The sequence below is a fragment of the Devosia sp. LjRoot3 genome, assembly GCF_964252865.1.
In the GTDB taxonomy this organism is placed as follows: Bacteria; Pseudomonadota; Alphaproteobacteria; order Rhizobiales; family Devosiaceae; genus Devosia.
This window is the reverse complement of sequence record NZ_CAXUPK020000009.1, coordinates 80,073-102,434: the sequence shown is the minus strand read 5'-3', so window position 1 is coordinate 102,434 and position 22,362 is coordinate 80,073. Positions and strand designations below refer to the sequence as shown.

Below are 22,362 nucleotides of genomic sequence, written 5' to 3'. Positions count from 1 at the left end.
CTAGGGCCTGTTGACAAAGTGGATTCTCAAATCGGTTTAGCCGTGATTCAAGACTGCTTTTTAGGAGGCGGTTTTGGCACGTGGGGATTTGTCGGACGCAGAGTGGCGGCTCATTGGCGAGCTTTTGCCAGCTGAGCGAGGTCGCAAGTCCCGGCCTGCGCAAGACAATCGCCGATATCTAAATGGGATGCTCCACTTTCTGCGGGTTGGTTGCCCTTGGCGCGACATGCATGAGCGCTATGGCAAGTGGAACTCGGTCTATGTCCGGTTTCGCCGCTGGGCCGAGCAAGGGGTCTGGGACGCCCTGCTCGAAACCCTGGTCGAACTCGGGCTCACCGATGACTGGCAACACATGATCGACAGCACCACGGTGCGCGGCCATTCGCAGGCAGCGGGCGCTAAAGGGGGACTCATAAGGAGGCTTTTGGTCGATCACGCGGCGGCTTTACGTGCAAAATCCACGCCCGCACAGACGGTCAAGGACGCCCTCTTGGCTTTGTCCTGACGGGCGGGGAAGCATCCGACTATGCAGCCGTTCCTGCCTTGATGGCCATGCCGGTGGGCAAGCCACGATTGCTCCTGGCCGACAAAGGCTACGATGGCGACGCCGTGCGCGAGGATTTGCTGTTGAGCGGCATCGTTCCGGTGATCCCACCCAAGGCCAACCGCAAGAACCCGCCCCCATGTGACTTCCGGGCCTACAAGGACCGCAACCGCATCGAGCGCATGTTCAACAGGCTCAAGCAGTTCCGCCGCATCGCCACGCGCTTCGAAAAGACCGCAAAATCCTTCGCCGCCTTCCTGGCCTTAGCCGCAGCCAGGATATGGATGCCATACTTTGTCAACAGGACCTAGGTAGATGGAGCTTTGGGAGTTGGAGAGATCGAAGTCGACATAGTCTCCAAAGATTGGGATTAGCAAATCCGCTTCGACGGGGGTGTAGCCGGGGGATTGGCAGAGGATCACGTAGTCGAAAGGTTTAGCGGCTTGATAATCATCTGTTGAAACCAGTTGAAAGGCTATGGGTGGCTCAAGGGTATGCGGCAGCGAGCGCAGATCTTCTCTCATGTATGCCTCGTCGGCGCGCGGGACAAATCGCAATTCCATTGTGTCGCTTGCCGGGTCAAAATCGCGAAAAAAGAACGGCATTAAGTCATCGCCTCTGCTTGGGTGATGCACGTAGGTAAGGGACGCGATCCATCTGCAAGCCAACGCGAACGAGAGGTAGTTCGCCGGCGAAATCTGCTCCATGCCATTTCGCGGGACGGCGTTGACCCGATCTCTCCACTCAACGCCGAGTAGTCGCTTGCCGATATCGATCCACGACAAATCTCCAAACCCGGTCCCCAAGTCTGAGTGCGCGTCAATATGGGTTACGGTCAACGGAACCGCCCCGTTTTGGGAAAGCGCTTCCAGGATCGGGAAGGCCTCATCATGATGGACGATAAAACGCCCCTCCGGCCGGTCAGTTGATGGATATTTCTTCAGCCCGCATTGGTTCTCGAGGAAATTTCGCAACTTCCCCTCATTCCATGGAGAGATCGTTGCCGGCGCCCTGGGCGATTGGCCTAGTGAAAGCACGTCGTCGAGGAATACGTCGAGATCTATATCGGCGATGTTCAACAATTCCTCCGCTCGTCCAAGGCACGCAAAATACTGTTGCCTTTGGGAGAATTTCTCAAGCCAGCATTGCTCTAAAGCAGCTGCAGTGAAATCCTGCTACCAGGAATTGTTCGACAGTCTAGACGAGAATTGAATATGCATGTCGAGTCTGATGCGCCAACCATCGATGAAATCAAATCCGGTCTTCTCGTGGAGAGCCAGCAATGCGAGTTTAAGGCGCGCCTAAACCTCGACGAAGCACGGGGCAAATCGAACTTTATTGATGATGTGGTCGCGTTCCTAAACGCCGGACCGGGGCATCTCATCGTCGGTGTCTGCGAAAAGAAAGGGGCTTTCGAGCGCTTCGAGCCCATGGTCGGTGATCGTGATGCAACTCAACGCCGCATCACCTCGATCATCCAAGACAATATCGAACCCACACCTTTGGGTGTTCGCCTGCAATTTCTTGATCTGGATACTGGCGGCTTTCTCATCGATCTTCATCTGCCAGAACACCGACTGCGACCCTATCAGAACAGAATTTCTGGCGGGTTTTACATCCGAACTGGCGCGCAAAATACGCCGATTCCTCGCGACCAGGTGCATGCGCTTTTCACCCCCATCGAGAAGCTCGAAACGGATACCCAGCATCTGATGGAGCGCGAGAACAAGGCTGTCGAGGAGCGCGACATGATGCAGACCAATGGTGCCACCCTCCATATCGCAATAGTGCCACAAGAACACTACGAACGAAATCACCCGCCTTTTGACCCCGGACGAGGCGTCCTAAAAGCGATGCGCCACTATCATGGCGAAATCCAAGGGATTTTCCGTGGATGTGAAAATGGTCTGGAAGTTCGGGACGCAACATTCCAAGAGGGACGGTCGATATCGCGCTTCTTTATCGACGATAACTGGCTCATTCATTCTTACGTTTCGCACCCATTCGTTGTCACCGACGGGGAAGGACGGCTGACAATCCGTGAATTTCACGGTGAGTTTGCTCGTCATTTGCGCGACATCCAACTGATTTTGGACGACTCGGACATACGAGGGGCGTTCGGGATTCAGTTCTCCGTGAGAAATCTCCGGCGCAATTCGAAACTGGAATGGGCTTTCCCAAATGCAAGCACCGTCAGTTCAGGGCGCCCAATCCGAGTGGAGCGTGTCGACGACCAAGGCCTGATCGACCGGTTCTACGACAAGGTCCGTGGCGCTTGCGTGTATGGCCGCGGGTAATAGAAATCATCTATCTAGGTGGGGAGCAGACTCGGCAAGTGGTTGCAGCGTAGGCATGAAAATTGCTACGTTTTGATTTGGGCGGAAGCACCTGTGACCTGTCGCCGGGTCAAACGCTTGAATTCGAAAACCTCGTTTAGCACCGCACCCCACATGGGCTGCTGCGTAATCGGCGAACAGCATTGCCCACACTGTGAGGATGCAATGTCATTTGCCCTAGGAATACTTGTCACCCCGGATGCCGTTGAATTGATGAAGGGGTATCTCCTTCGAGCGATGCCCGACGTGAAATCGTCGCATCGTTGCGAAGCCTTGGCACGCGGCCTAGGCTTTAGGACCTATGCCACTATGCGACGCGTGTCTGCCGGGCCTGCAGAGGTCAGAGCGACCACTGACTGTCAGTCATTTGAGGCATACCTTTCTGCCCATGCCTTTCAGCCTTCCCCCAACGCTTTATTTCGAGCCGCCGCTCTTGCGGCGCTTCACCAGGTAAGGAGGCGTGACGATCGTTTAACTGCGTGGGGTATCGGAGTTGGCGAGTTGCAGCTGAAATCCGACGGTAGCTGGGAGAGCTACCAAGAAAGGCAAAGGCGATTTTTGAATGCCCGAGCTGAACTCGTGACAGACGGAACCACAATACCGTTTCTGCTTTCGTTCGCGCTGTTGCAACGCATCCCTGCCACAGCGACCATTCGTTCCGGTACTGGCAGCTACAAACTCAAACACATTGCCGAAAATTACGTGTGCACCTACCCCGCAAGCTCCCCACTTGGACCAACTTACGTGCAGAATGGGGTTCTCATTGCTGCCGCAATGCACGCGGGATTTCGTTACAAAACCTACGTCAACGAGAGTGGTTTTGAAGGGGTGAACGTTACCTTCAATATGTCAAAACGTGCCGTTGATGATCTCGATTGTGAGATTCGTCCGAATGGTGCCAAAGCGCAGGACCGCCAGCGGCATGAAGAGATGCGGCGATCCGGAATGTTGTCACAGTATAACCGATTGCTTCGGGCGCAGGTCTAGCTTTGGCGCTGCACCGCTGCGAGCGTTAAGTTCTACATATCGTCCGGCAATCGGTCGCTGCCAACTGGAAAGGCCTCGGGCGCCCCTAGGTCGTTGGAAAGGAGGCCGGCATCTTGGAGCGCCTCAATTTCTGGAAGCTCGCGAAGAGTATCCAGCCCGAAATGCTCCAAAAATCCCTTGGTCGTCACATAGGTGAACGGCGCCCCCGCCGTCGGGCTGCGCGGTCCGGCGGTGATCATGTTCTTGTCCCGCAGTGCCCCAATGACATCGCGCGACACTTCACGACCCAGGACTTCCGACACACCTGCCCGCGTCACCGGTTGATGATAGGCAATCGACACTAGCACCATGGCCTCGTTCTGGGTCAGATCGACCGCACGTTCAGGCACGGCCGCAGACGTGGCAATCGCATCGGCATAGGCCGTTCGGGTGCGGAACGCCCAGCCCCCAGCGATGCTGACCACGTCATAGGGTTTGCCGCGCAGCGCTTCGCGGATGTCATCGATAAGGAGGTCAATGCTGGCGTCGCGACCGATCACCCGCGCCAGGGCCTCCCGCTCCACCGGTTTTGGTGCCGCGAACAGCACCGCCTCGATGCGGTTCATCCATTCGCGCCAGCGCAGGTCTGCCGGCATGTCGGCCAGCTCGGTATCGAAGATCGGCGGTTCCGCGGCTGTCCGTTTGCGCCTGGCCATCTCCTTGGCCCTCACAAACCGTAGAGCCGGAACGTCGGCCGGCCGCTGAGCTCGCGCACAGCGTCCAGCTCACCCAGCCGATCAAACAGCCGCCGTGCCCCGCGCGCCGACAGTTTTGGGCTCGACCAGGAGCCCGGAACGGCATCATCGGACAGCAGCAGTTTGATGACGTCGCCAGAACCTTTGGCACGCAACTTTGGCGCCACCCCCGTCAGTCTTTCGGCTCGTTGCGCCAGTTCTAGCCCGCGATCGCAGGCCTCCGCCGCAGCGGCCGCATAGGCTAAAAACACCGCCCTGCCCCAGCCTTCGCCTCCCGGCCGGATGCGCTTACGGTTCTCGCCGGATTTGAAGACCGATGAGGCCACCTGCCCCATCAGCAACGGCACCGAAACGGGCCATCTGAACTTTTGGGCGAGCAGCATGTCGGCAAGCCAGAACCCCAGCAGTTCAGCATCGGGTCGCGCCCGATAGACGGCGGCGGCGATCTCGGCCGCCAGTACCGGTGCGGGCCGCGCCGACCCCACCATGTCCTCGGCATTGGCCACCACTTCGGCGAGGGCGTCATCCCAATGCAGAGCAAAATGCTGTTCGGCCACCCGGCGCACCATTTCTGCGTCGCAACCGGTCGTGCGGCTGGCCAGACGGCGCCACGCCATCAGCAGGTGCCCCGCGGGGCCAGGGTCGTCACCGACTCCGCGCAAATAATGGGTATCGCGCAAAGTTGTTTCGTCTTCGCGCCGGCCGCTCAAACGCACTGCTGCCGCCGCGCTCTGCAGGGCCAGTCTCTGGCGCCAAACACCGGCCCAAGAAAAGTCCTGCCGCACGAGATTATCCAACGAATTCAAGGCCGCCCCAGCGGAGTAAGCCGCATCGACATCGTGCAATACGACACCTCGTGGCCGCGCCCACATCGGCACTTTCGGCACCGGTGGAGGATCGGAAGGAAGCAAATCAGCAGGCGATTTCATGCGGACAAGCTAACAGGTAGCGGCGCTTGTCACCATTATATTTCCCTATAAGCGCTCCGCTTGTCGACAGATAATAACGATTGATAATCTTGCATTATCGTTCATAATGCTCATTATAGAGAGCATGGCCCGAAAACTCGACGCGAACGCGGAAAACGACCCTCAGCAGGGCTCTGCTCGACCACAGAACACGCCGGCACCCGTGGGGTTTTCGCCTGAGATTTCGGGTAGTGTCAAAACCGGCGAAAATTCACCGGCCGAGGGCAAAGACAAACCAGCTGCACAAGCGCCCTCCCCTGCCCCGGATCGAAGCCTTTCCGTGCCGATACATCTCGAAGAGCTCGCCGATCGAGCCCGCGGATATGTCGAAGCCGCGAGCTCGCCCAACACCCGTCGGGCCTATGAGAGTGACTGGAAACACTTCTCGAGCTGGTGCCGACGCCAGGGGCTCGACAACAGCCATCCCGACCCGCAAATCGTGGGGCTCTACATCACAGCCTGCGCCTCTGGCGTGGCTACCCGTGATCGCAAGCCCGCGGCCGTATCGAGCATCGAACGCCGTTTGTCGGCCCTGTCCTGGCACTATCGTCAAGCCGGCGAGAAACTGGATCGCTCAGACCGGCATATCGTGACCGTCCTCGACGGTATCCGCAATACCCATGGGCGGCCGCCGATGCAGAAGGAAGCGGTTCTGCCTGAGGACGTGATCGCCATGCTCGAAACACTGGACCGCGGCACACTGCGCGGCCTGCGGGATCGCGCCATGCTACTTATCGGCTTTGCCGGCGGCCTGCGGCGATCGGAAGTGGTTGGACTCGACGTCGGCCGCGAGCAAACCGAGGACGGCCGTGGCTGGGTGGAGGTCTTGGAGCGCGGCATGCTCCTGACGCTTCGGGGCAAGAATGGCTGGCGCGAGGTCGAGATCGGCCGCGGCTCCTCAGACGCCACCTGCCCCGTCGCGGCCCTTGAGACCTGGCTCAAGCTGGGGCGGATCGCCAACGGCCCGCTGTTTCGCCGCGTGACCGGCGCTGGCAAGAACGTCGGGCCGGAGCGCCTACTTGACCAGGAGGTGGCACGCCTGGTGAAAAAAGCTGCAATGGCTGCGGGAATCCGGGGTGACCTGCCGGAGCTGGAACGCGCGCTGAAGTTTGCCGGGCATTCGCTAAGGGCGGGCCTTGCCAGTTCGGCTGAGGTCGACGAGCGCTACGTCCAGAAGCAGCTGGGTCACGCATCGGCAGAGATGACGCGACGGTATCAGCGTCGCAGGGACCGATTCCGCGTAAACCTGACCAAGGCGGCTGGCCTTTAGCCTCCTGCCCTACCCCCGCATCACTTCGACCAAGAGGTCCTTCGCAATGTGGTGGCTTTGACCGGCCAACGGGAGAAAGTCCGGGAGGATCATCAATTGCCGGATGGTCGACGCAACGAACTCAGGATTGAGCTTGTCGAGGCGCACCAAAGTTGCCTCTACTTGGTCAGGAAACTCTTTAAGTGCCTCGATGATCTCTTCTCGGTGGCCTTGTGCCGCTGCGGCTATATCGAAAATATCGCGGGCTTTCGCCTCATTACCTCGGTAATAGATCTTCTTGGCGATGATTTCTGGGATGGTCTCTAACTGGACCTCCCTGCCCTCGACTGCCTGTGTCACGAACGGGTTGGCGGTCAGGTGGCCGGAGACGATAAAGTCGATTTCTCCCAGATCGGCAAAAGCGAACTTCTGAAAGCGAGCACCGTCGCCCACGTACTCAGCCGGCTTGGTCGTGAAGTTCAGATTGGCTTTTGCAGGGTCGAGAAACCCCAGGATCTGCGCTTCATCAATAAAGATGTCGATGTCATGGCTCTCACGATGGCCAATCTGGATCATCATCGCGGTGCCGCCGCCGAATGACCACCCGAATTGATAGCCCCCAGAATTTTGCTGGACCTGATCGAGAAGATCGCAGGCAATAGCAAACAGTCGCGGCCAATCCGACGGCCGGCTATTATGCGACGCGACCATCAGGCGGCGAGCTTATAAGTCTCGCCGGACCACGCCGCAAAGCTGGACGCAAATACCTTCAGATCAGCAAGCGCGATGCCAAAATCCATGGCGAAGTCGGTCTGCTGTTCGAGAGGAACTTCGCCCAGAAAGGAACTGACCTGACCCGAGAACTGCTTTGCGAATTCAACGTCCGAAAGGCAAAAAGCAAGCTCCGCACCGTTCAACTGGGTGCTGTAAGGTGCGTTCACGGTCGTCAACACTGAAACCAGATGCTTGCTCATAGTGCGCCTAATATAGGGAATTGTAGGAAAGGGCACAAGTTCCAGAGATTCAGGGCCCCTCCCCTATCGCAGGCGTGCCGCAAGAACCATGATCCGCGTTGCTTCATTTAGGTTTCCTCGTCCCAATTGTCGATGCTTTTGCGCAGGGCATCGCTGATCTCCAGGCGCTTGCCGGTTCTGTCGAGTCGCTGAGCAGCATCGAACTCCGCCTTAGCGTTGTCCGCATTGCCGCCGGAGGCTTTCGCGACGTCGAGTTTTGCCCGCAGGAGGGCCATGATCATTGGCCAGGTCGAGAATTTGCCTTCCTTGGCGCGATCGGCCAGGTTTCGGAGATAGCCGCCCGGGGATTTGATCTGATCGGACTTCTGGTAAATCGCTGCCAGCGTGATCGCCGCCTGCTGTTCGCCCATGGCGACCTTGGAGTCTTCCCAGGCGCTCGGGCTGACCCCCAGAACCGGCCGGGCTGTTTCAGCCGCTGCCAGGAATTCGCGCCAGTTTCGGATTCCGCTTCCGCCTTTCACCAGCCACAGCATGTTCGGGCAGGCGTCCAGCACGATACCCAGTGGCAACTCGCGCTTCGGCAAGCTCCGCACATTGTCGGGTTCGCCGGCGCTGCCGCTCGCTTCCTGCTTACCTCCGAAGCCGCTTTCAGATTCTAACTTGGATTCAGCGTTTGAATTCTGTATGTGGCGCTCACTTTGAGACTCATTGGCGTTCAAATTCATTGAATTTACGAATGATTCCAACACGTCCCGGATATCGCGCCACAGATCGTCTAGCTCGCTGGCGATCGCCTCAAGGATCAACCTAGGTGCCGTTCTGGGGAGGCGTCCGATGATGCCCTGATAGACTTGGTGAACCTGGCCCCAATTGCCTGGGACACCTTCCTCGATGCCGGTCTCGATCATCTTGACGATATCCCGCCGGCAGATGGTTAAGCGCTCCTTAACGAGCTTGAGGGCACGCCTCTCCGCTTTTAACCCCTCAGCCATAGCCTTGAACTCTGCCGCACGGGCGACGAGCGGCGAGAGGTCAAAGCCAAAGGCATGCTCGAGCTCACCCCCCTGCCCCTTGCGGGCATAGCGCTTGCCGTTTGGGCTATCGCGACGGATGATGATGCCGCAGTCCACGAGATTGGCCAGATGGCGTCGCAGCGTCGCCGGCGACATGCCGTTAGCCCTGATGATCAACTGCTCATTGGATGGCCACACCACGAGGGCGCTATCGCCGTAAAAGGCCGTTTCCGGATGAAATGACAGAAGGGCATCCAGAATGGCCAATGCCCGATCGCTGGCGCCGAGCGACATCCTGGCCTCTTTGATATCGCGGAAGACGTGCCACTTGTGCACCGTAGCTTCCGGTAGAACTTTCTCGGCCGTGACCTGACTGGCAATCATGCCAAGCGACATCGACCGCCGCCCAAAGGGCGTCGTTGCTGTATGCGTTTGCATTGTCTTTCACCTTGTTAAGGGCAAAAGAAATCCGGCCGCAGAAGCGGAGCATGCCTCGAAAGGCTTGACTGTGATTCGGGGAAGTGCGACTCTCGCGTTACCACACTACGAGAGGGCTTCTGGAATTCGCTTCTGGGGGCCTTTTTCTTTGCCTGTCACTCTCCGTTTTGTTGTCGATCGTTGCGCTGGCGGAACTCCTCGTAAAATCGATCAAGATGCTCCGTAAGATAGTCGCCGAACGCTCTCGCGTCGGCGCCCTTTGCCTTGAGGGCTAAGGTAAACTTCTTGCCGTCCCCGGTTGCTTCGCCAGCAAGCAGACCGTCAGCCGGAGACCAGCTCGCCTTTGTCCCGGCAGATCGCGGTTTACTTGTCTTGCTTGAGGACTTCAGGTGGACGACGAGTGCATCGAACCTTTCATCGCTGCCCAATTCTGCAGTCGACGGCAGGGCCGTGAATGACACCGCCCGGTCTAAATTGCCCGGTTTCTCCAGCAGCAGCTTAATCTCGTACCAGCGGTCGCGCCCTACACGCCTGGCTCGGCCGATGCTTTTAAGCAATGGCGCTGGCAGGCTAGCGACTGCGAGCATTTTGGACAGCGTTGATTTGTCGGCGCCAAGAGCGGCCATCACCGTCGAATTATCGTCATCGAACTTGCGGCTAACGATTTCGGCAGCAAAGATTGCTTTCTCGATGAAAGACGTATTGGCGCGGCTATTGTTTTCCTGACCCTGCGCAATGACGTGATCGCGGTCGGTCATCTCCTTGATGACAGCGCGAACCTTCCGCCCGAGTTGGGCAGCTGCCCGTCGGCGAAGGTGCCCAAAGACGAGCATATAGCGACCCGACAGACCCGGATGAGGGCGAACGAGCACCGGGGTGTCTTGCCCCCGCTCGCGCACTGCGTCCAACACCCGCTGGAATTCTTCGGCGTAATCGTCACCATCCAAGGCAACGCGATCCTTGGCAAAAGAATCGTCAATCAGATTAGGGTCGATTTCGATGATCGTCTCGCCAGCGAGCAACTGGTCTGCCTGCGAGGCCATCTCATCGATCGAGTTCAACAGCGAGCGCGTCGCGCCCTTGGTTGCATAGTCCAGAGCACGCGTATCGACTGTAGGCTCTGAGGTACTGAGTACATTTGCGAACGGGTTCTTACGCGCCATCGCCCCCACCCTCCAAACTACCTACAAGCTTGTTTCCAATACGCTTTTTGAAGGTTTTTACGGCCGTCAACTTCATTGACGCCCCCACGCCTGGTGGATCAGACCCTGAACCTCAAAATTGACTGCGTCCAAGCTTTCAATCGCCCGGTCGTAGGTGTCCCTGTTAAAGTTTGCGCGCTCGACTTCGTAAAGAGATTGTTTGGTTAGGCCAGCGTCTGAGATTGCGGTAGACTTGAGCATTGGGTTCTTGAGGATGTCCTCGGCCAGCATGGACTGCATAAAACCAAGCATCTGGGCCTGGGGGACATCCATCGGCTCATACCGAGTAATGAGGTACCGCAGCCAGTCTAGATGAAAGTCAGCGCCCGCCTTCTTAATTGTCCTAGCGATGTTGCCGAGCATCAGCAGGAACTGACTCATGGACATGAGATCTAGCATCTGCGGATGTACAGTGATCAGGACAGAGGTCGCGGCACTCATCGCCGTCAAGGTAAGGTAGCCAAGCTGCGGAGGGCAGTCGATAACGACTACATCATACTGGTCGTCGACACTTTCGAGCGCTTTTCCTAGGCGTGTGAAGAACCGCTTGCCTTCCGCCGAGCTCTGCATCGCGAGCGGTGTCTCGTACTCGTATTCCTGCAACTCGAGATTTGCGGGGACGATGTCAAGGAGCGGGAAATTAGTTGGCCGGATGATCTCGGCCAGAGGCTTGGGTTCGTCGTAGCGGATTGCGTCGTAGAGCGACGCATTCTTGTCTAACTCCGGCTGGAACCCATGCAAGGCTGAAAGCGACGCTTGAGGGTCGAGATCGAGCGCCAGCACACGATGGCCGGTCAAAGCCAAGTGTTGGGCAAGGTGGGTGGTTGTCGTTGTCTTGCCCGATCCGCCCTTGAAATTGACGACAGCGACTACTTGGAGTTTGTCTCCTGACTTCCGCCGTGGAACATAATTCTTCGCGTCCGATCGACCATTCTTGTCCAGGTAATGCCGAAGCTCTATCATCTGCTCAGCGGTGTAGAAGCGCCTGCCGCCACCGGCGATCTGGGGAACCGGCCCTTTACCTTCGAGGTGCAGACGTTTGAGGTTATTCGGGCTGACGCCAAGGTAGTGAGCCACCTCAGCCATCCCGAATAGTCGAAGCGTCTTCTGGGCGTTAGGCGGAAATTTTTCCATGCGCAACTGGTCCAGCTTGCGCGAAATCTCGGCACCTTGGGCCAATATCTTGTCATCAAACTGAAACGATGGCAGGGAAAGCATCTAAAGTCCAAGGCTGGAGAAAATAGCGCCAACTTACACATTTGCGCCAACTTAGCGCCAGTATGTCCGATTCCGGAGTTCTGACAAGGAATTTTAGGTTAACAAACCTCTAACGAGATTCTTTTAGGCGGCCTTTCAAAGGTTACCTACCGGATAAGTCCAGCGTGACGCTCACTGCACTTGGCGGTGCCAGCCGGTTCTCCCTCATGAAATTGATGGCTCTGTTAGGCACTTCACTTCAGGATTTCATTATCCTCCTGGCGCTCGGACGCGACGCAGACGCGTTCCTGTCGCCAGAAAATCCGACTCACTCCACGTCGTCACCCCGTCGTTTCTGACGGGGTGACCGATCGGGTCGGCTCAGTTTTTATCGCGCGGTTTCAATCACGAGGCGCGCAGCGATGGAAAACACGCCTGGACAGCACAGCGATATCGAGAGGCCGGCGGGCGCTTCACAACGCTCGTCGCGTGACCGTCTTGTGAGAAAGCTTCGCGAAGCACTCGGGGACGCGATCTGCGACGCCCTTGACGACACTTCGGTGGTCGAGGTGATGCTCAATCCGGACGGCAGGCTTTTCGTCGAGCGCTTAGGGCAGGGGATAGGGCCTGTGGCCCAACTCGACGCCGGTGCCGCAGAGATCATCATCGGGACGGTCGCCCACGCACTGCAGACAGAAGCCGACAGCGAACGCCCGATCATATCGGGAGAACTGCCGATCGGCGGGCACCGCTTCGAGGGTCTGCTTCCGCCAGTCGTGGTCGCGCCTACGTTCACCATCCGCCGGCGTGCCTCGCGACTGATCCCCCTCGACGACTACGTGGCGGACGGGATCATGACAGCGCTCCAGGCTGCAGCCATTCGTGATGCGATCTCTGCCCGCATGAACATAGTCATCTGCGGCGGCACCGGCTCCGGCAAGACGACCTTGGCCAACGCGGTGCTCGCCGAGATCGTCAACGTCGCATCCACGGATCGCATGGTGATCCTGGAGGACACTGCGGAGATACAGTGTGCGGCAGAGAATGCCGTTGCGCTACACACCAGCGACAACGTGGACATGGCACGACTGCTTAAGAGCACGATGCGCCTTCGTCCCGACCGCATCATTGTCGGCGAAGTCCGGGACGGCGCAGCGCTCACCCTACTCAAGGCCTGGAATACCGGCCATCCAGGCGGCGTCACCACTATCCACTCCAACAGCGCGCTATCAGCCCTGCGTCGGCTTGAGCAGCTTACTGCCGAGGTCAGCCAGCAGCCAATGCATGCCGTGATCGGCGAAGCGGTCGATCTCGTCGTCTCGATTAAGCGCACAGGGCGGGGCAGGCGGGTGCGGGACGTGATGAAGGTCAACGGTTTCAACGGGGCTCAGTACCAGACGGTCCACTGCGCTCAGATCGACGAGGATTCCCATGCAGCATAAATTCTTCAGACCCGCGACCATGGGGCTCGCGCTTGTCGTTGCGTGCCTGGCCTTGGCGACACCCGCAATGGCCAGTTCAGGGGGCGGCCTGCCATGGGAAGGTCCGCTGCAACAGATCCAGGAGTCTATCACCGGACCTGTCGCCGGCTTCATAGCGCTCGCTGCCGTAGCGGTCGCCGGGGGCATGCTGATCTTTGGTGGCGAACTCAACGATTTCGCGCGGCGGCTGATGTATGTCGTGCTCGTCGCCGGCATTCTCCTTGGCGCCACCCAGATTGTCGGGCTCTTCGGCGCGTCCGGCGCATCGATCGGGATTTCGGAGCAGGCAGAGTTGAGCCGGGCAGGGGAGAGGAACGATGGCTGAAGCTGGCGTTCCTCTCGCCCGATCGCGCATCCATCGCGCGCTCTCGCGGCCGAACCACCTGATGGGCGCTGATCGCGAACTGGTCCTGCTGACAGGGTTAGCCACGGTCATCCTGATTTTCGTGGTCCTGACCTGGTTCTCAGCGCTCTTTGGCATCGCCATCTGGATCGCGGTCTTCGGCGCACTGCGCATGATGGCGAAAGCCGACCCAATGATGCGGCAGGTCTATCTTCGCCATGTCGGTTACAAGGCGAACTACCGGCCGACCTCCACGCCTTGGCGGAGGTACTAGCCCACCATGGTTGCGCTCAAGCGGTTCCGGCATGCCGGGCCATCGTTTGCCGATCTCGTCCCGTATGCTGGCCTCATTGCCGACGGCATCATCCTCCTTAAGGACGGGTCGTTGATGGCCGGTTGGTATTTTGCCGGACCGGACTCCGAGAGTTCGACCAATCTCGAGCGCAACGAGGTCTCGCGCCAGATAAACACCGTGCTGGCACGCCTCGGCACCGGCTGGATGATCCAGGTCGAGGCAGTCAGGGTGCCTACCATAGCCTATTCTGCCGCGAACCAGTCCTTCTTCCCGGATGCTGTAACCCGCGCCATCGACGATGAGCGTCGACGGCATTTTGAGGCGGAGCATGGCCATTTCGAGAGCCAGCACGCGCTGATCCTGACCTATCATCCAGCCGAGCCACGAAAGTCGGCCATGACGCGCTATGTCTATTCCGACGATGAAAGCCGGTCGGCGACCTATGCCGATACGGTCCTCGACAGTTTCCAAAGCGCGATCCGCGAGGTCGAGCAATATCTGGGTAATGTACTGTCGATCCGTCGCATGGTGACGCGCACCGTGCCCGACACGGAGACTGGGCGCGATGCGCGATATGACGAGCTGTTCCAGTTCATCCGCTTCTGCATCTGCGGCGAAAACCATCCGGTCCGGCTTCCCGAGATTCCGATGTATCTCGATTGGCTGGCCACGGCCGAGTTTCATCATGGGCTGTCGCCGGTAGTCGATGGCCGCTATCTCGCGGTCGTGGCTATCGACGGCCTCCCGGCCGAAAGCTGGCCCGGCATCCTCAATACTCTCGATCTGATGCCGCTGACGTATCGCTGGTCATCCCGCTTCATCTTCCTTGATGACCAGGAAGCGCGCCAAAAACTCGAGCGCACCCGCAAGAAGTGGCAGCAGAAGGTACGGCCGTTCTTCGACCAGCTGTTTCAGACGCAGAGCCGGTCTGTCGATCAGGACGCCATGATGATGGTGGCCGAGACAGAAGATGCAATCGCGCACGCAAGCTCGCAGCTGGTCGCATATGGCTACTACACCCCGGTCATTATCATGTTCGGCAAAGACGATGTGCGGCTGCGCGAACAGGCTGAAGCCGTGCGCCGCCTGGTGCAGGCTGAAGGTTTCGGCGCGAGGATCGAAACGCTGAATGCCACAGAGGCCTATCTCGGCAGTCTGCCGGGCAACTCATACGCAAATATCCGCGAACCGCTGATCAACACGGCGAACCTGGCCGACCTCATCCCGGTCAATTCCATCTGGTCGGGGAGTGCAACCTCCCCATGCCCATTCTATCCACCGAACGCGCCGCCTCTGATGCAGGTCGCCAGTGGCTCGACGCCGTTTCGCTTGAACCTGCATGTCGATGATGTCGGCCACACGTTGATCTTCGGCCCGACCGGTTCGGGAAAATCGACCTTATTGGCACTGATCGCGGCACAGTTCCGGCGCTATGAAAAGGCGCAAATCTTCGCCTTCGACAAGGGTCGATCACTCCTCCCGCTGACGCTCGCCGCCGGCGGTGATCACTATGAGGTGGGGGCAGGCGAGGGCGTCAAGGCTCTCGCTTTCTGCCCGCTGGCCGAGCTCTCGACCGACCAGGATCGCGCCTGGGCTGTGGAATGGATCGAAACCCTGATCGCCATGCAGGGCATCAAGGTTACGCCCGACCATCGCAATGCCATTGCCCGGCAGGTCGGGCTGATGGTCTCGGCTTCCGGCCGCTCGCTTTCGGACTTCGTCAGCGGCGTGCAACTGCGCGAGATCAAGGACGCGCTGCTGCACTACACAGTCGATGGACCGATGGGCCAACTTCTAGATGCCGAGCAAGACGCACTGGAACTGGGCTCGTTCCAGACCTTCGAAATCGAAGAGCTGATGAATCTGGGCGAACGTAATCTGGTCCCGGTCCTGCTTTATCTCTTCCGCAGGATCGAAAAGCGCCTGACCGGCGCCCCGAGTCTGATCGTCCTCGACGAGGCATGGCTGATGCTCGGCCATCCGACCTTTCGCGACAAGATTCGCGAGTGGCTCAAGGTGCTGCGTAAGACCAATTGCGCTGTGGTGCTGGCTACCCAATCCATCTCGGACGCAGAACGCTCCGGAATTATCGACGTGCTCAAGGAAAGCTGCCCGACCAAAATCTGCTTGCCCAATGGTGCGGCGCGGGAGCCCGGCACGCGCGAGTTCTACGAGCGCATTGGCTTCAACGAGCGGCAAATCGAAATCGTCGCCGCTGCCTCGCCGAAGCGAGAATACTACGTCGCCTCGCCGGTGGGCCGACGCCTCTTTGACATGGCGCTCGGGCCATTGACCCTCGCGTTCGTCGGCGCGTCTTCAAAAGAAAATCTCAAAAGGGTTCAACAGCTTCATGAGATGCACGGTGCTGACTGGCCGATCACCTGGCTTTCGGAAAGAGGAGTGGCGAATGCTGAAACCCTGCTTGCCAAACGTTAGAATTGCCGTCGTGGCAGTTTCGCTCCTAGGGACGTTCGCACCGCTGCCGGCCCAAGCTGGCGTGTTGACCGGCAATGCCACCGAGTGGACGCAGATCCTCAACAATGCCGAGCTGATCAACCTGACGGGCCAGTCGGCCGAGCAAATCCAGAACCAGGTCACTCAGATCGGGCAACTGGCCGAGCAGATCCAGAACCAGATCCGCATCTACGAAAACATGCTGCAGAATACGCTCCAGCTGCCCGACCACGCCTGGGGGCAGGTCGAGGCCGATCTGTCGCGCCTGCAGCAATTGGTAGCGCAGGGCAATGGCATCGCCTTCTCAATGGGCAACATCGACGACGTCCTCAAGCAGCGCTTTCAGAGCTTTGCAGAATTCGAGACGGGGCTCGCCGACGGCGAGAGCTTTTCGGACAGCTACCAGTCCTGGTCCGACACCAACCGCGACACCATAGCCGCGACGCTGCGCGCAGCGGGGCTGACTGCCGATCAGTTCGCCTCCGAAGAAGCGACCATGGCGCAGTTGCGCACCATGTCGGAAAGCGCCGTTGGCCAGATGCAGGCGCTGCAGGTCGGGCACGACATTGCCGCCCAACAGGTGGCCCAGGCGCAAAAGCTGAGGGGGTTGGTCTCCCAGCAGGTGACGATGATGGGCACCTGGTATCAGTCAGAACAGGCTGCCAAGGACCTCGCACAAACCCGGCGCGAAGAGTTCTTCAGCTACACGCCGCCGGCTTCGACGGGCGGACAGCAGATGGAGCCGCGCTGGTGAGAACGATCCTTCTTGCCACGCTCGTCCTCCTTGTCGCCGGCTGCATCACGGGTTGGCTGTTCATGGACGCCTCCAAACGTCAGGCTCGCGACGCCTTCTTCAGCACAGAGAAGACCTACGACACGACGGGCGGGCAGGAGATGCGGCCCCGATGGTGACAAACAGCTACACAAGCCGACTGGCGGGCACGGCAACGATCATCCTTGTCTCGTTCGCTGCACCGGCGCTCGGCCAAGACGGCGCGCTACTTACCGAGCTCGAGAACGAGGTCATCTCTGCGGCGCAGGGCTGGGAAACCACGGTCATGAACGCCGCCCGGTCTCTATTCTGGATTCTTGCCGGTATCGAAGTCGGCATCGCTGCGGTCTGGCTGGCTTTGGCTGCCGCTTCGCTCGACAGCTGGTTCGCCGAATTGGTCCGACGCATTCTCTTTATCGGGCTTTTCGTCTTCATCCTCGAGCAGGGACCCAACTTTGCCCGGGCGGTTGTCGACAGCCTGTTTCAGATCGGCGCAGAAGGCGGATCGGCCTCGCCGGCGGATGTTTTCAACGCTGGGCTTGAAGTGGCGGCGTCGATGTCTGAACAGGCAAGGTTTGGCCTTTTCGAGGACAATGCCCTCGCCATTGCAGCGGTCTTTGCCATGGTCGTGGTTGTCATTTCCTTCAGCCTTGTCGCCGCGATCTTCATCGCGGTCATGGTAGAAATGTATGTCGGCCTCTTGGCCGGCATGATCATGCTGGGGCTGGGCGGGTCATCCTTCACCAAGGACTTTGCCGTCCGCTATCTCGTTTATGCCTTCTCCGTGGGCATGAAGCTGATGGCCCTGGTGATGATCGCCCGCATTGGCTCGGACGTCTTGCAAGGACTCGCCAGTGGAGGTGGGGAAGGAACCGACCAGTTCATGACGACGCTGGCGATCGGCGGCATCTCGGTGGTCGTCTTCATCATATCCATGTACGTGCCCAACATCATTCAAGGCGTGGTGCAGGGCGTTTCCGTCACCGGCGGGATGGAAGCCATCCGTCATGGCGGACAGGCCGCGAGTTTTGCGGCCGGCGGCGCAGCGCTCGGCTGGGGCGGGGCGCGGGCAGGGGCCTCGGCCTATTCCGACGCACGGGCCGGCGGTTCCTCCTTCGGCGCTGCAGCCCTCAAGGGCATGGCTGCAGGCATGGGCGCACCGGCCGGCGCCGTGGGTTCCGCCGCTCGCGACAAGGCTATCGGCGTTCCGGGCACCTGGGGTGCATCCACGCTGGGTCTCGCCAATGCCAAGCTCGATCAGAGCCAGGGCCGCAATGGCGGCAAACCCAATCGCGACGAGAAAGCGTAGATCCTATGGCCGGCACCAAGCCTCCCGAAAATCCCTATATCGCCGCGCGTCAGGAGTGGAACGAACGCTACGGCTCATTTGTGAAGGCCGCTGCCGCATGGCGTATTGTCGGCATCACCGGCATGGCGATGGCAGTTATCGGTTTTTCCTATGCCCTCTATCAGAGCAGCCAGGTCAAACTTGTCCCCTACATCGTGGAGGTCGACCGGCTTGGAACCGCCGCCAGTGTCGGCTTTCCGCAGCAGATCGAATATGCCGATCCGCGGGTGGTCCGAGCGACCCTTGGAAGCTTCGTCGCCAATTTCCGGTCGGTGACGCCCGATGCAGTAGTCCAGAAGCAATATATCGACCGCACCTATGCCCACCTGCGCAGCGGCGATCCCGGCACCCAGAAGGTCAACGCCTGGTTCAGGAGCAATTCGCCCTTTGACCGCGCACGCACGCTGACTGTCGCCATCGAAGTCACCAATATCGTGCCGCTCTCGAACCAGAGCTACCAAGTCGACTGGACGGAATATGAGCGCGACCGACAGGGCAAGGAGCTTGCGGTCAGGCGTTTTCGCGGGGTGGCCACTGTCACCCTGACCCCGCCCCAGGACGAGGCGGTCATCCGCCTCAATCCGATCGGGCTTTATCTCACCGACTTCGACTGGACGGCGCAGCTATGAGCGTCGGAAAGGACTTTTTCGTATGACTTCCAATTCCATGCGGCGCTCTTTTCTTGGTGCCGGACTTTTGCTCGCAATCACTGCCCTGCCGACTTCGGCACAGGATTTGAGCGGCAACGAGGTGCGCGGCACTGCGATTTCCGGGCAATGGCAGGAAGCGCAAGGCGTCGTCACCCGCGGCCCCGATGGCAAGGTAATTTTCCTCTATGGCGAGGTCCAGCCATCGATGGTCTGCTCGCCGTTACAAGTCTGCGATATCGAATTGCAACCGGGCGAGATCGTGCGCGACGTACTCGTCGGCGATACGGTGCGATGGAAGGTCGAGCCGGCAACCTCTGGGGCGGCAGGCGCGCAGACCATGCACCTGATCGTTAAACCATCCGAACCGGGCCTTGAAACCTCCATGGTCGTGACGACGTCGCGCCGGACCTATCACATCCAGCTCAAGTCCCATCAGAGCCAGTACATGGCGCGGGTCGGCTTCGACTATCCCGAAGACGTCAATGCGCGCTTCGAGGAAATCAATGCGCGTATGGAAGCCAGTATCGTTCCGGGCGCCGGCGTCCCGGCCGACCAGCTCAATTTTGCCTTCAGTGCTTCCGGCAATGCCGGATGGAAGCCAACACGAATCTACAGCGACGGGATGAAGACCTATATCCAGTTCCCCTCGGCGATATCGGGCCGGGACGCTCCGGTGCTGTTCGTCGTCTCGGGCGGCGAAAACCGCATCGTCAATTACCGGATGAATGGCACCATGATGGTGGTCGACTACTACATTGACCAGGCCATCCTCGTATCCGGCGCTGGCAGCAAACAGCAGAAAATCACCATCCGAAGGGGAGGGTAGGGACCATGACCATGCTCTCCCTTTTCGGCCGCCTTGCCGCGATCGCCGTCCTATCCGCCACGCTTGCAGCTTGCCAAACCTTGGGCGGAACCGGGCTGGTCGCCAGCACCGTCACCACAGCTCTCTCTCCGGAAGCCGCCAATGCCATTGCAGGCGACATGGTGGGGCGGCTCGCAGAACAGGCTGGGCCGGGCCAGACCACGATAGCGCTGACGTCGGATGGATCTGTTTTCGGCCAGGCTCTCGAAGCGTCCCTGCGTGGCTGGGGTTATGCCATCGTCACTGACCAGCAAACGAATGGCACGGAAATGCTGCCGCTGGCCTATGTCGTCGACGAGTTAGAGGGCAGCGTATTGGTGCGGTTCTCGACGACGAAGGTCGATCTGACCCGCATGTATAAATTATCCACGACAGGCGCCGAGCCGGTCAGCCCGCTCTCGATCATGACGCGGAGCGGGGAGGGCGCTTCATGATCGAATCCCTGCAGCTTGGTCCCGACAAAAAATCCGGGCCACGCATCAGGCGTCTCAACCGCGTGCCGATCCTGGTCGGCATCGGCCTCGTCGTCGCGTTTTTCGCCGTGATCGTCTATGGCCTGAGCTCGCGCGGCCTGCAGTTTGGCGGGCAGAGGAATGACTCCAGCCCCATCCGGCCGGCATCGAGCGATGCTGACCAGCTCAAGCAGGGCATTCCCGACGGTATCATCGGCGAACCCCAACCCGTCATTGTTCAACCGATCCCACCAGAGCCAAAAGAGGCCGCAGTCAATCCCTTTCCTTCGGTAGAAACTGCAAACGCACCTCCAGCCACGCGCACAACCCTCGAATCCGAAGAGGTCTGGCGCGCTAGGCTGAAGCGGGAACAGGAGGAACAATTGCTGCGCGAATTGCATCGTCAGCGCATGGCCAGCCTCCAGGCCGACAGCGCGGCCCTCGATTCTCCAATCGCTGTCGAATTGGGCAATCTCAGCGAGACCGAGATGGGCGCAAGTCTGGGACCGAGCAGCATCAATGCGGGTGCGGCGCAGCGCACGCCGAGCGCCTTGGACCTCTATGCCGCCACAATGCAGGCGGGTGGCCAGAACGCGGACGCTAACGGCCAGGCGGCGAAAGATCGTTTCTTCAATCAGGACATTGCCGATCTCGGCTATCTGCCAAACGCTATCGTGCCGCAGATGTCGGCCTTTGAACTCAAGCGCGGCTCGGTCATTCCAGCCACGCTGGTGACGGGAATAAATTCCGATCTGCCGGGGCGCATCACCGCTCAGGTCTCCCAAAATGTCTATGACAGCGCCACCGGTCGCCATCTGCTTGTCCCGCAAGGCGCTAAGCTCTTTGGCCGCTATGATTCCGAAGTCGCCTTTGGCCAGAACCGGGTTCTCGTCATCTGGACCGATGTCATCTTTCCCAATGGGTCGACACTGCAAATTGGTGGCATGGCTGGGACGGATGCTGCCGGCTATGGAGGGTTCACCGACCAGGTCGACAACCATTACTTCGAGACGTTTGGCTCGGCGATCCTGGTGGCGCTGATCGGCGCTGGCACCGAAATGATGATCCCGCAGGATCGCAACAGCTCGGGATCAGGCAACAACGCCCAAGATGCTGCCCGTCGCTCTTTTGCGGAGACATTCGGCCAGGTTTCGGAGCAGACGGTATCACGAAATCTTAATGTTCAGCCTACCCTGGAAATCCGGCCGGGCTACCAGTTCAATGTCCTAGTCGACCAGGACATCATCTTTCCACGCGCCTTCCAATGAAACCGGCGATACTTCCGCAATCAGGGCCGGCCCGCATCTGTCTGCCGCACATCGTCTCTAACGAACGGAAGACCTTCCCATTGAATAATCTACTTCTCCATCTGATCGACACACTTTCCCTTCCGCTCGATGAGCGGGGGACACGCCGGGCACTGTCCGACTTCGCCGATGAAGCGGGGTTCCGCTACTATGCCTATCTCTATCTCAGCGGCCCCGAAAGCTTTGCCGTCTCAAACTATCCGCGCCAATGGCAGAAACACTACGTCCAGTCAGGCTACCTGCGCGTCGATCCCGTTGTGACCAATGCCAAGCACGGCCCACCGGTATTCACCTGGTCGGCCGGAATGGGGCGACGGTTGGGCCGCCGAGTCCTCACCCAGTTCTTCTCCGATGCCGCTCAGTTTGGGATTGTGTCCGGACTGTCAATCTCCGTGCCAGTTGGCTTTCGTAACCGGATGGTGTTCACACTAGCCGGCGACAGCACGGTTTTTGAATCCGACCAAATCGTCGATCCGGTGACGGCCGCCGTCGCAGTGACCTTGATCCATGCTCGCCTGAACAAGATGACCGGCGACACAGATCTCGCAACTGACATTCGGCTATCGCCGCGTGAAGCTGAATGCCTGCGCTGGTATATGGAGGGCGTGAAGATCCCCGAGATAGCCATAATGCTCAACCTGTCGGAGCGAACTGTACGGTCCTATATCCACCAGGCCACGCACAAGATTGGTGCCGACAACAATCGGCAAGCTGGTATCATCGCTGTGAAGAAAGGACTGATCTAAAGAACGC

General features: G+C 59.2%; 23 protein-coding genes and 1 pseudogene. 16 read left to right on the top strand and 8 right to left on the bottom strand.

Annotation, left to right across the window (positions count from 1 at the left end; genetic code table 11):
- Positions 1-73 precede the first annotated feature (73 nt).
- Positions 74-855 (top strand): annotated as a pseudogene (locus tag ACSQ2A_RS22705) (IS5 family transposase).
- Here ACSQ2A_RS22705 and ACSQ2A_RS22700 read toward each other — a convergent pair.
- Positions 808-1,623 (bottom strand): hypothetical protein, encoded by an 816-nt coding sequence (locus ACSQ2A_RS22700; RefSeq protein WP_436074119.1) that lies wholly within the window; start codon positions 1,621-1,623, stop codon positions 808-810. The pseudogene ACSQ2A_RS22705 and the gene ACSQ2A_RS22700 overlap by 48 nt on opposite strands.
- Positions 1,624-1,758: 135 nt before the next feature.
- On the opposite strand from ACSQ2A_RS22700, the gene ACSQ2A_RS22695 reads away from it, so the two are divergent.
- On the top strand, positions 1,759-2,841 hold the full coding sequence (locus ACSQ2A_RS22695) for an AlbA family DNA-binding domain-containing protein (protein WP_436074118.1): 1,083 nt from the start codon (positions 1,759-1,761) through the stop codon (positions 2,839-2,841).
- Between the two features lie 204 nt (positions 2,842-3,045).
- Positions 3,046-3,867: a hypothetical protein gene (locus ACSQ2A_RS22690; protein WP_436074117.1), complete on the top strand. Its 822-nt coding sequence runs from the start codon at positions 3,046-3,048 to the stop codon at positions 3,865-3,867.
- Positions 3,868-3,899: 32 nt separating this feature from the next.
- Here the strand turns inward: ACSQ2A_RS22690 and scpB are convergent, their stop codons facing one another.
- Both scpB and ACSQ2A_RS22680 read right to left on the bottom strand, forming a co-directional pair.
- Complete coding sequence (scpB, locus tag ACSQ2A_RS22685) at positions 3,900-4,562, bottom strand: SMC-Scp complex subunit ScpB (protein ID WP_436074116.1); 663 nt, start codon at positions 4,560-4,562, stop codon at positions 3,900-3,902.
- An 11-nt stretch (positions 4,563-4,573) separates the two neighbouring features.
- Positions 4,574-5,530 carry a DUF1403 family protein gene (locus tag ACSQ2A_RS22680; RefSeq protein ID WP_436074115.1) on the bottom strand — a complete coding sequence of 319 codons (957 nt, stop codon included), beginning with the start codon at positions 5,528-5,530 and terminating at the stop codon, positions 4,574-4,576.
- Between the two features lie 124 nt (positions 5,531-5,654).
- Here ACSQ2A_RS22680 and ACSQ2A_RS22675 point away from each other — a divergent pair, with 124 nt between their 5' ends.
- Complete coding sequence (locus ACSQ2A_RS22675; protein WP_436074114.1) at positions 5,655-6,839, top strand: tyrosine-type recombinase/integrase; 1,185 nt, start codon at positions 5,655-5,657, stop codon at positions 6,837-6,839.
- Between the two features lie 9 nt (positions 6,840-6,848).
- Here ACSQ2A_RS22675 and ACSQ2A_RS22670 read toward each other — a convergent pair whose 3' ends face one another.
- The 5 genes from ACSQ2A_RS22670 to repA all read right to left on the bottom strand — a co-directional run bounded on the left by ACSQ2A_RS22670 (position 6,849) and on the right by repA (position 11,663).
- Positions 6,849-7,529 (bottom strand): nucleotidyl transferase AbiEii/AbiGii toxin family protein, encoded by a 681-nt coding sequence (locus ACSQ2A_RS22670; protein WP_436074113.1) that lies wholly within the window; start codon positions 7,527-7,529, stop codon positions 6,849-6,851.
- Complete coding sequence (locus ACSQ2A_RS22665) at positions 7,529-7,792, bottom strand: hypothetical protein (RefSeq protein ID WP_436074112.1); 264 nt, start codon at positions 7,790-7,792, stop codon at positions 7,529-7,531. The genes ACSQ2A_RS22670 and ACSQ2A_RS22665 overlap by 1 nt, the downstream gene beginning before the upstream one ends.
- 107 nt (positions 7,793-7,899) lie before the next feature.
- A complete protein-coding gene (gene repC, locus ACSQ2A_RS22660; protein WP_436074111.1) occupies positions 7,900-9,243 on the bottom strand; it encodes a plasmid replication protein RepC in 1,344 nt (447 codons plus the stop codon).
- Positions 9,244-9,398: 155 nt separating this feature from the next.
- Positions 9,399-10,406 (bottom strand): plasmid partitioning protein RepB, encoded by a 1,008-nt coding sequence (repB, locus tag ACSQ2A_RS22655; protein WP_436074110.1) that lies wholly within the window; start codon positions 10,404-10,406, stop codon positions 9,399-9,401.
- Between the two features lie 72 nt (positions 10,407-10,478).
- A complete protein-coding gene (gene repA / locus ACSQ2A_RS22650) occupies positions 10,479-11,663 on the bottom strand; it encodes a plasmid partitioning protein RepA (protein ID WP_436074109.1) in 1,185 nt (394 codons plus the stop codon).
- A 401-nt stretch (positions 11,664-12,064) separates the two neighbouring features.
- Between repA and trbB the strand changes: the two genes are divergently transcribed.
- Genes trbB through ACSQ2A_RS22590 form a run of 12 tightly spaced genes read left to right on the top strand, consistent with a single transcriptional unit; the run spans position 12,065 to position 22,355 of the window.
- A complete protein-coding gene (gene trbB / locus ACSQ2A_RS22645) occupies positions 12,065-13,084 on the top strand; it encodes a P-type conjugative transfer ATPase TrbB (protein WP_436074108.1) in 1,020 nt (339 codons plus the stop codon).
- Positions 13,085-13,103: 19 nt separating this feature from the next.
- Positions 13,104-13,448 carry a TrbC/VirB2 family protein gene (locus tag ACSQ2A_RS22640; protein WP_436074122.1) on the top strand — a complete coding sequence of 115 codons (345 nt, stop codon included), beginning with the start codon at positions 13,104-13,106 and terminating at the stop codon, positions 13,446-13,448.
- A complete protein-coding gene (locus tag ACSQ2A_RS22635; protein ID WP_436074107.1) occupies positions 13,441-13,740 on the top strand; it encodes a conjugal transfer protein TrbD in 300 nt (99 codons plus the stop codon). Before ACSQ2A_RS22640 ends, ACSQ2A_RS22635 begins: the two co-directional genes overlap by 8 nt.
- 6 nt (positions 13,741-13,746) lie before the next feature.
- Complete coding sequence (locus ACSQ2A_RS22630) at positions 13,747-16,197, top strand: conjugal transfer protein TrbE (RefSeq protein ID WP_436074106.1); 2,451 nt, start codon at positions 13,747-13,749, stop codon at positions 16,195-16,197.
- Entirely contained in the window at positions 16,169-16,969 is an 801-nt protein-coding gene (gene trbJ, locus ACSQ2A_RS22625) for a P-type conjugative transfer protein TrbJ (protein WP_436074105.1), read from the top strand. Before ACSQ2A_RS22630 ends, trbJ begins: the two co-directional genes overlap by 29 nt.
- Positions 16,966-17,127: a DUF2749 domain-containing protein gene (locus ACSQ2A_RS22620; protein ID WP_436074104.1), complete on the top strand. Its 162-nt coding sequence runs from the start codon at positions 16,966-16,968 to the stop codon at positions 17,125-17,127. Before trbJ ends, ACSQ2A_RS22620 begins: the two co-directional genes overlap by 4 nt.
- A complete protein-coding gene (gene trbL / locus ACSQ2A_RS22615) occupies positions 17,121-18,296 on the top strand; it encodes a P-type conjugative transfer protein TrbL (RefSeq protein ID WP_436074103.1) in 1,176 nt (391 codons plus the stop codon). Before ACSQ2A_RS22620 ends, trbL begins: the two co-directional genes overlap by 7 nt.
- 5 nt (positions 18,297-18,301) lie before the next feature.
- Positions 18,302-18,964, top strand: a complete 663-nt coding sequence (locus ACSQ2A_RS22610) for a conjugal transfer protein TrbF (protein WP_436074102.1) — start codon at positions 18,302-18,304, stop codon at positions 18,962-18,964.
- Positions 18,965-18,986: 22 nt separating this feature from the next.
- Entirely contained in the window at positions 18,987-19,811 is an 825-nt protein-coding gene (gene trbG, locus ACSQ2A_RS22605; RefSeq protein WP_436074101.1) for a P-type conjugative transfer protein TrbG, read from the top strand.
- A gap of 5 nt (positions 19,812-19,816) precedes the next feature.
- Positions 19,817-20,284, top strand: a complete 468-nt coding sequence (trbH, locus tag ACSQ2A_RS22600) for a conjugal transfer protein TrbH (protein ID WP_436074100.1) — start codon at positions 19,817-19,819, stop codon at positions 20,282-20,284.
- On the top strand, positions 20,281-21,570 hold the full coding sequence (trbI, locus tag ACSQ2A_RS22595; protein ID WP_436074099.1) for an IncP-type conjugal transfer protein TrbI: 1,290 nt from the start codon (positions 20,281-20,283) through the stop codon (positions 21,568-21,570). The genes trbH and trbI overlap by 4 nt, the downstream gene beginning before the upstream one ends.
- Positions 21,567-22,355 carry an autoinducer binding domain-containing protein gene (locus ACSQ2A_RS22590; protein ID WP_436074098.1) on the top strand — a complete coding sequence of 263 codons (789 nt, stop codon included), beginning with the start codon at positions 21,567-21,569 and terminating at the stop codon, positions 22,353-22,355. The genes trbI and ACSQ2A_RS22590 overlap by 4 nt, the downstream gene beginning before the upstream one ends.
- Positions 22,356-22,362: the final 7 nt, after the last annotated feature.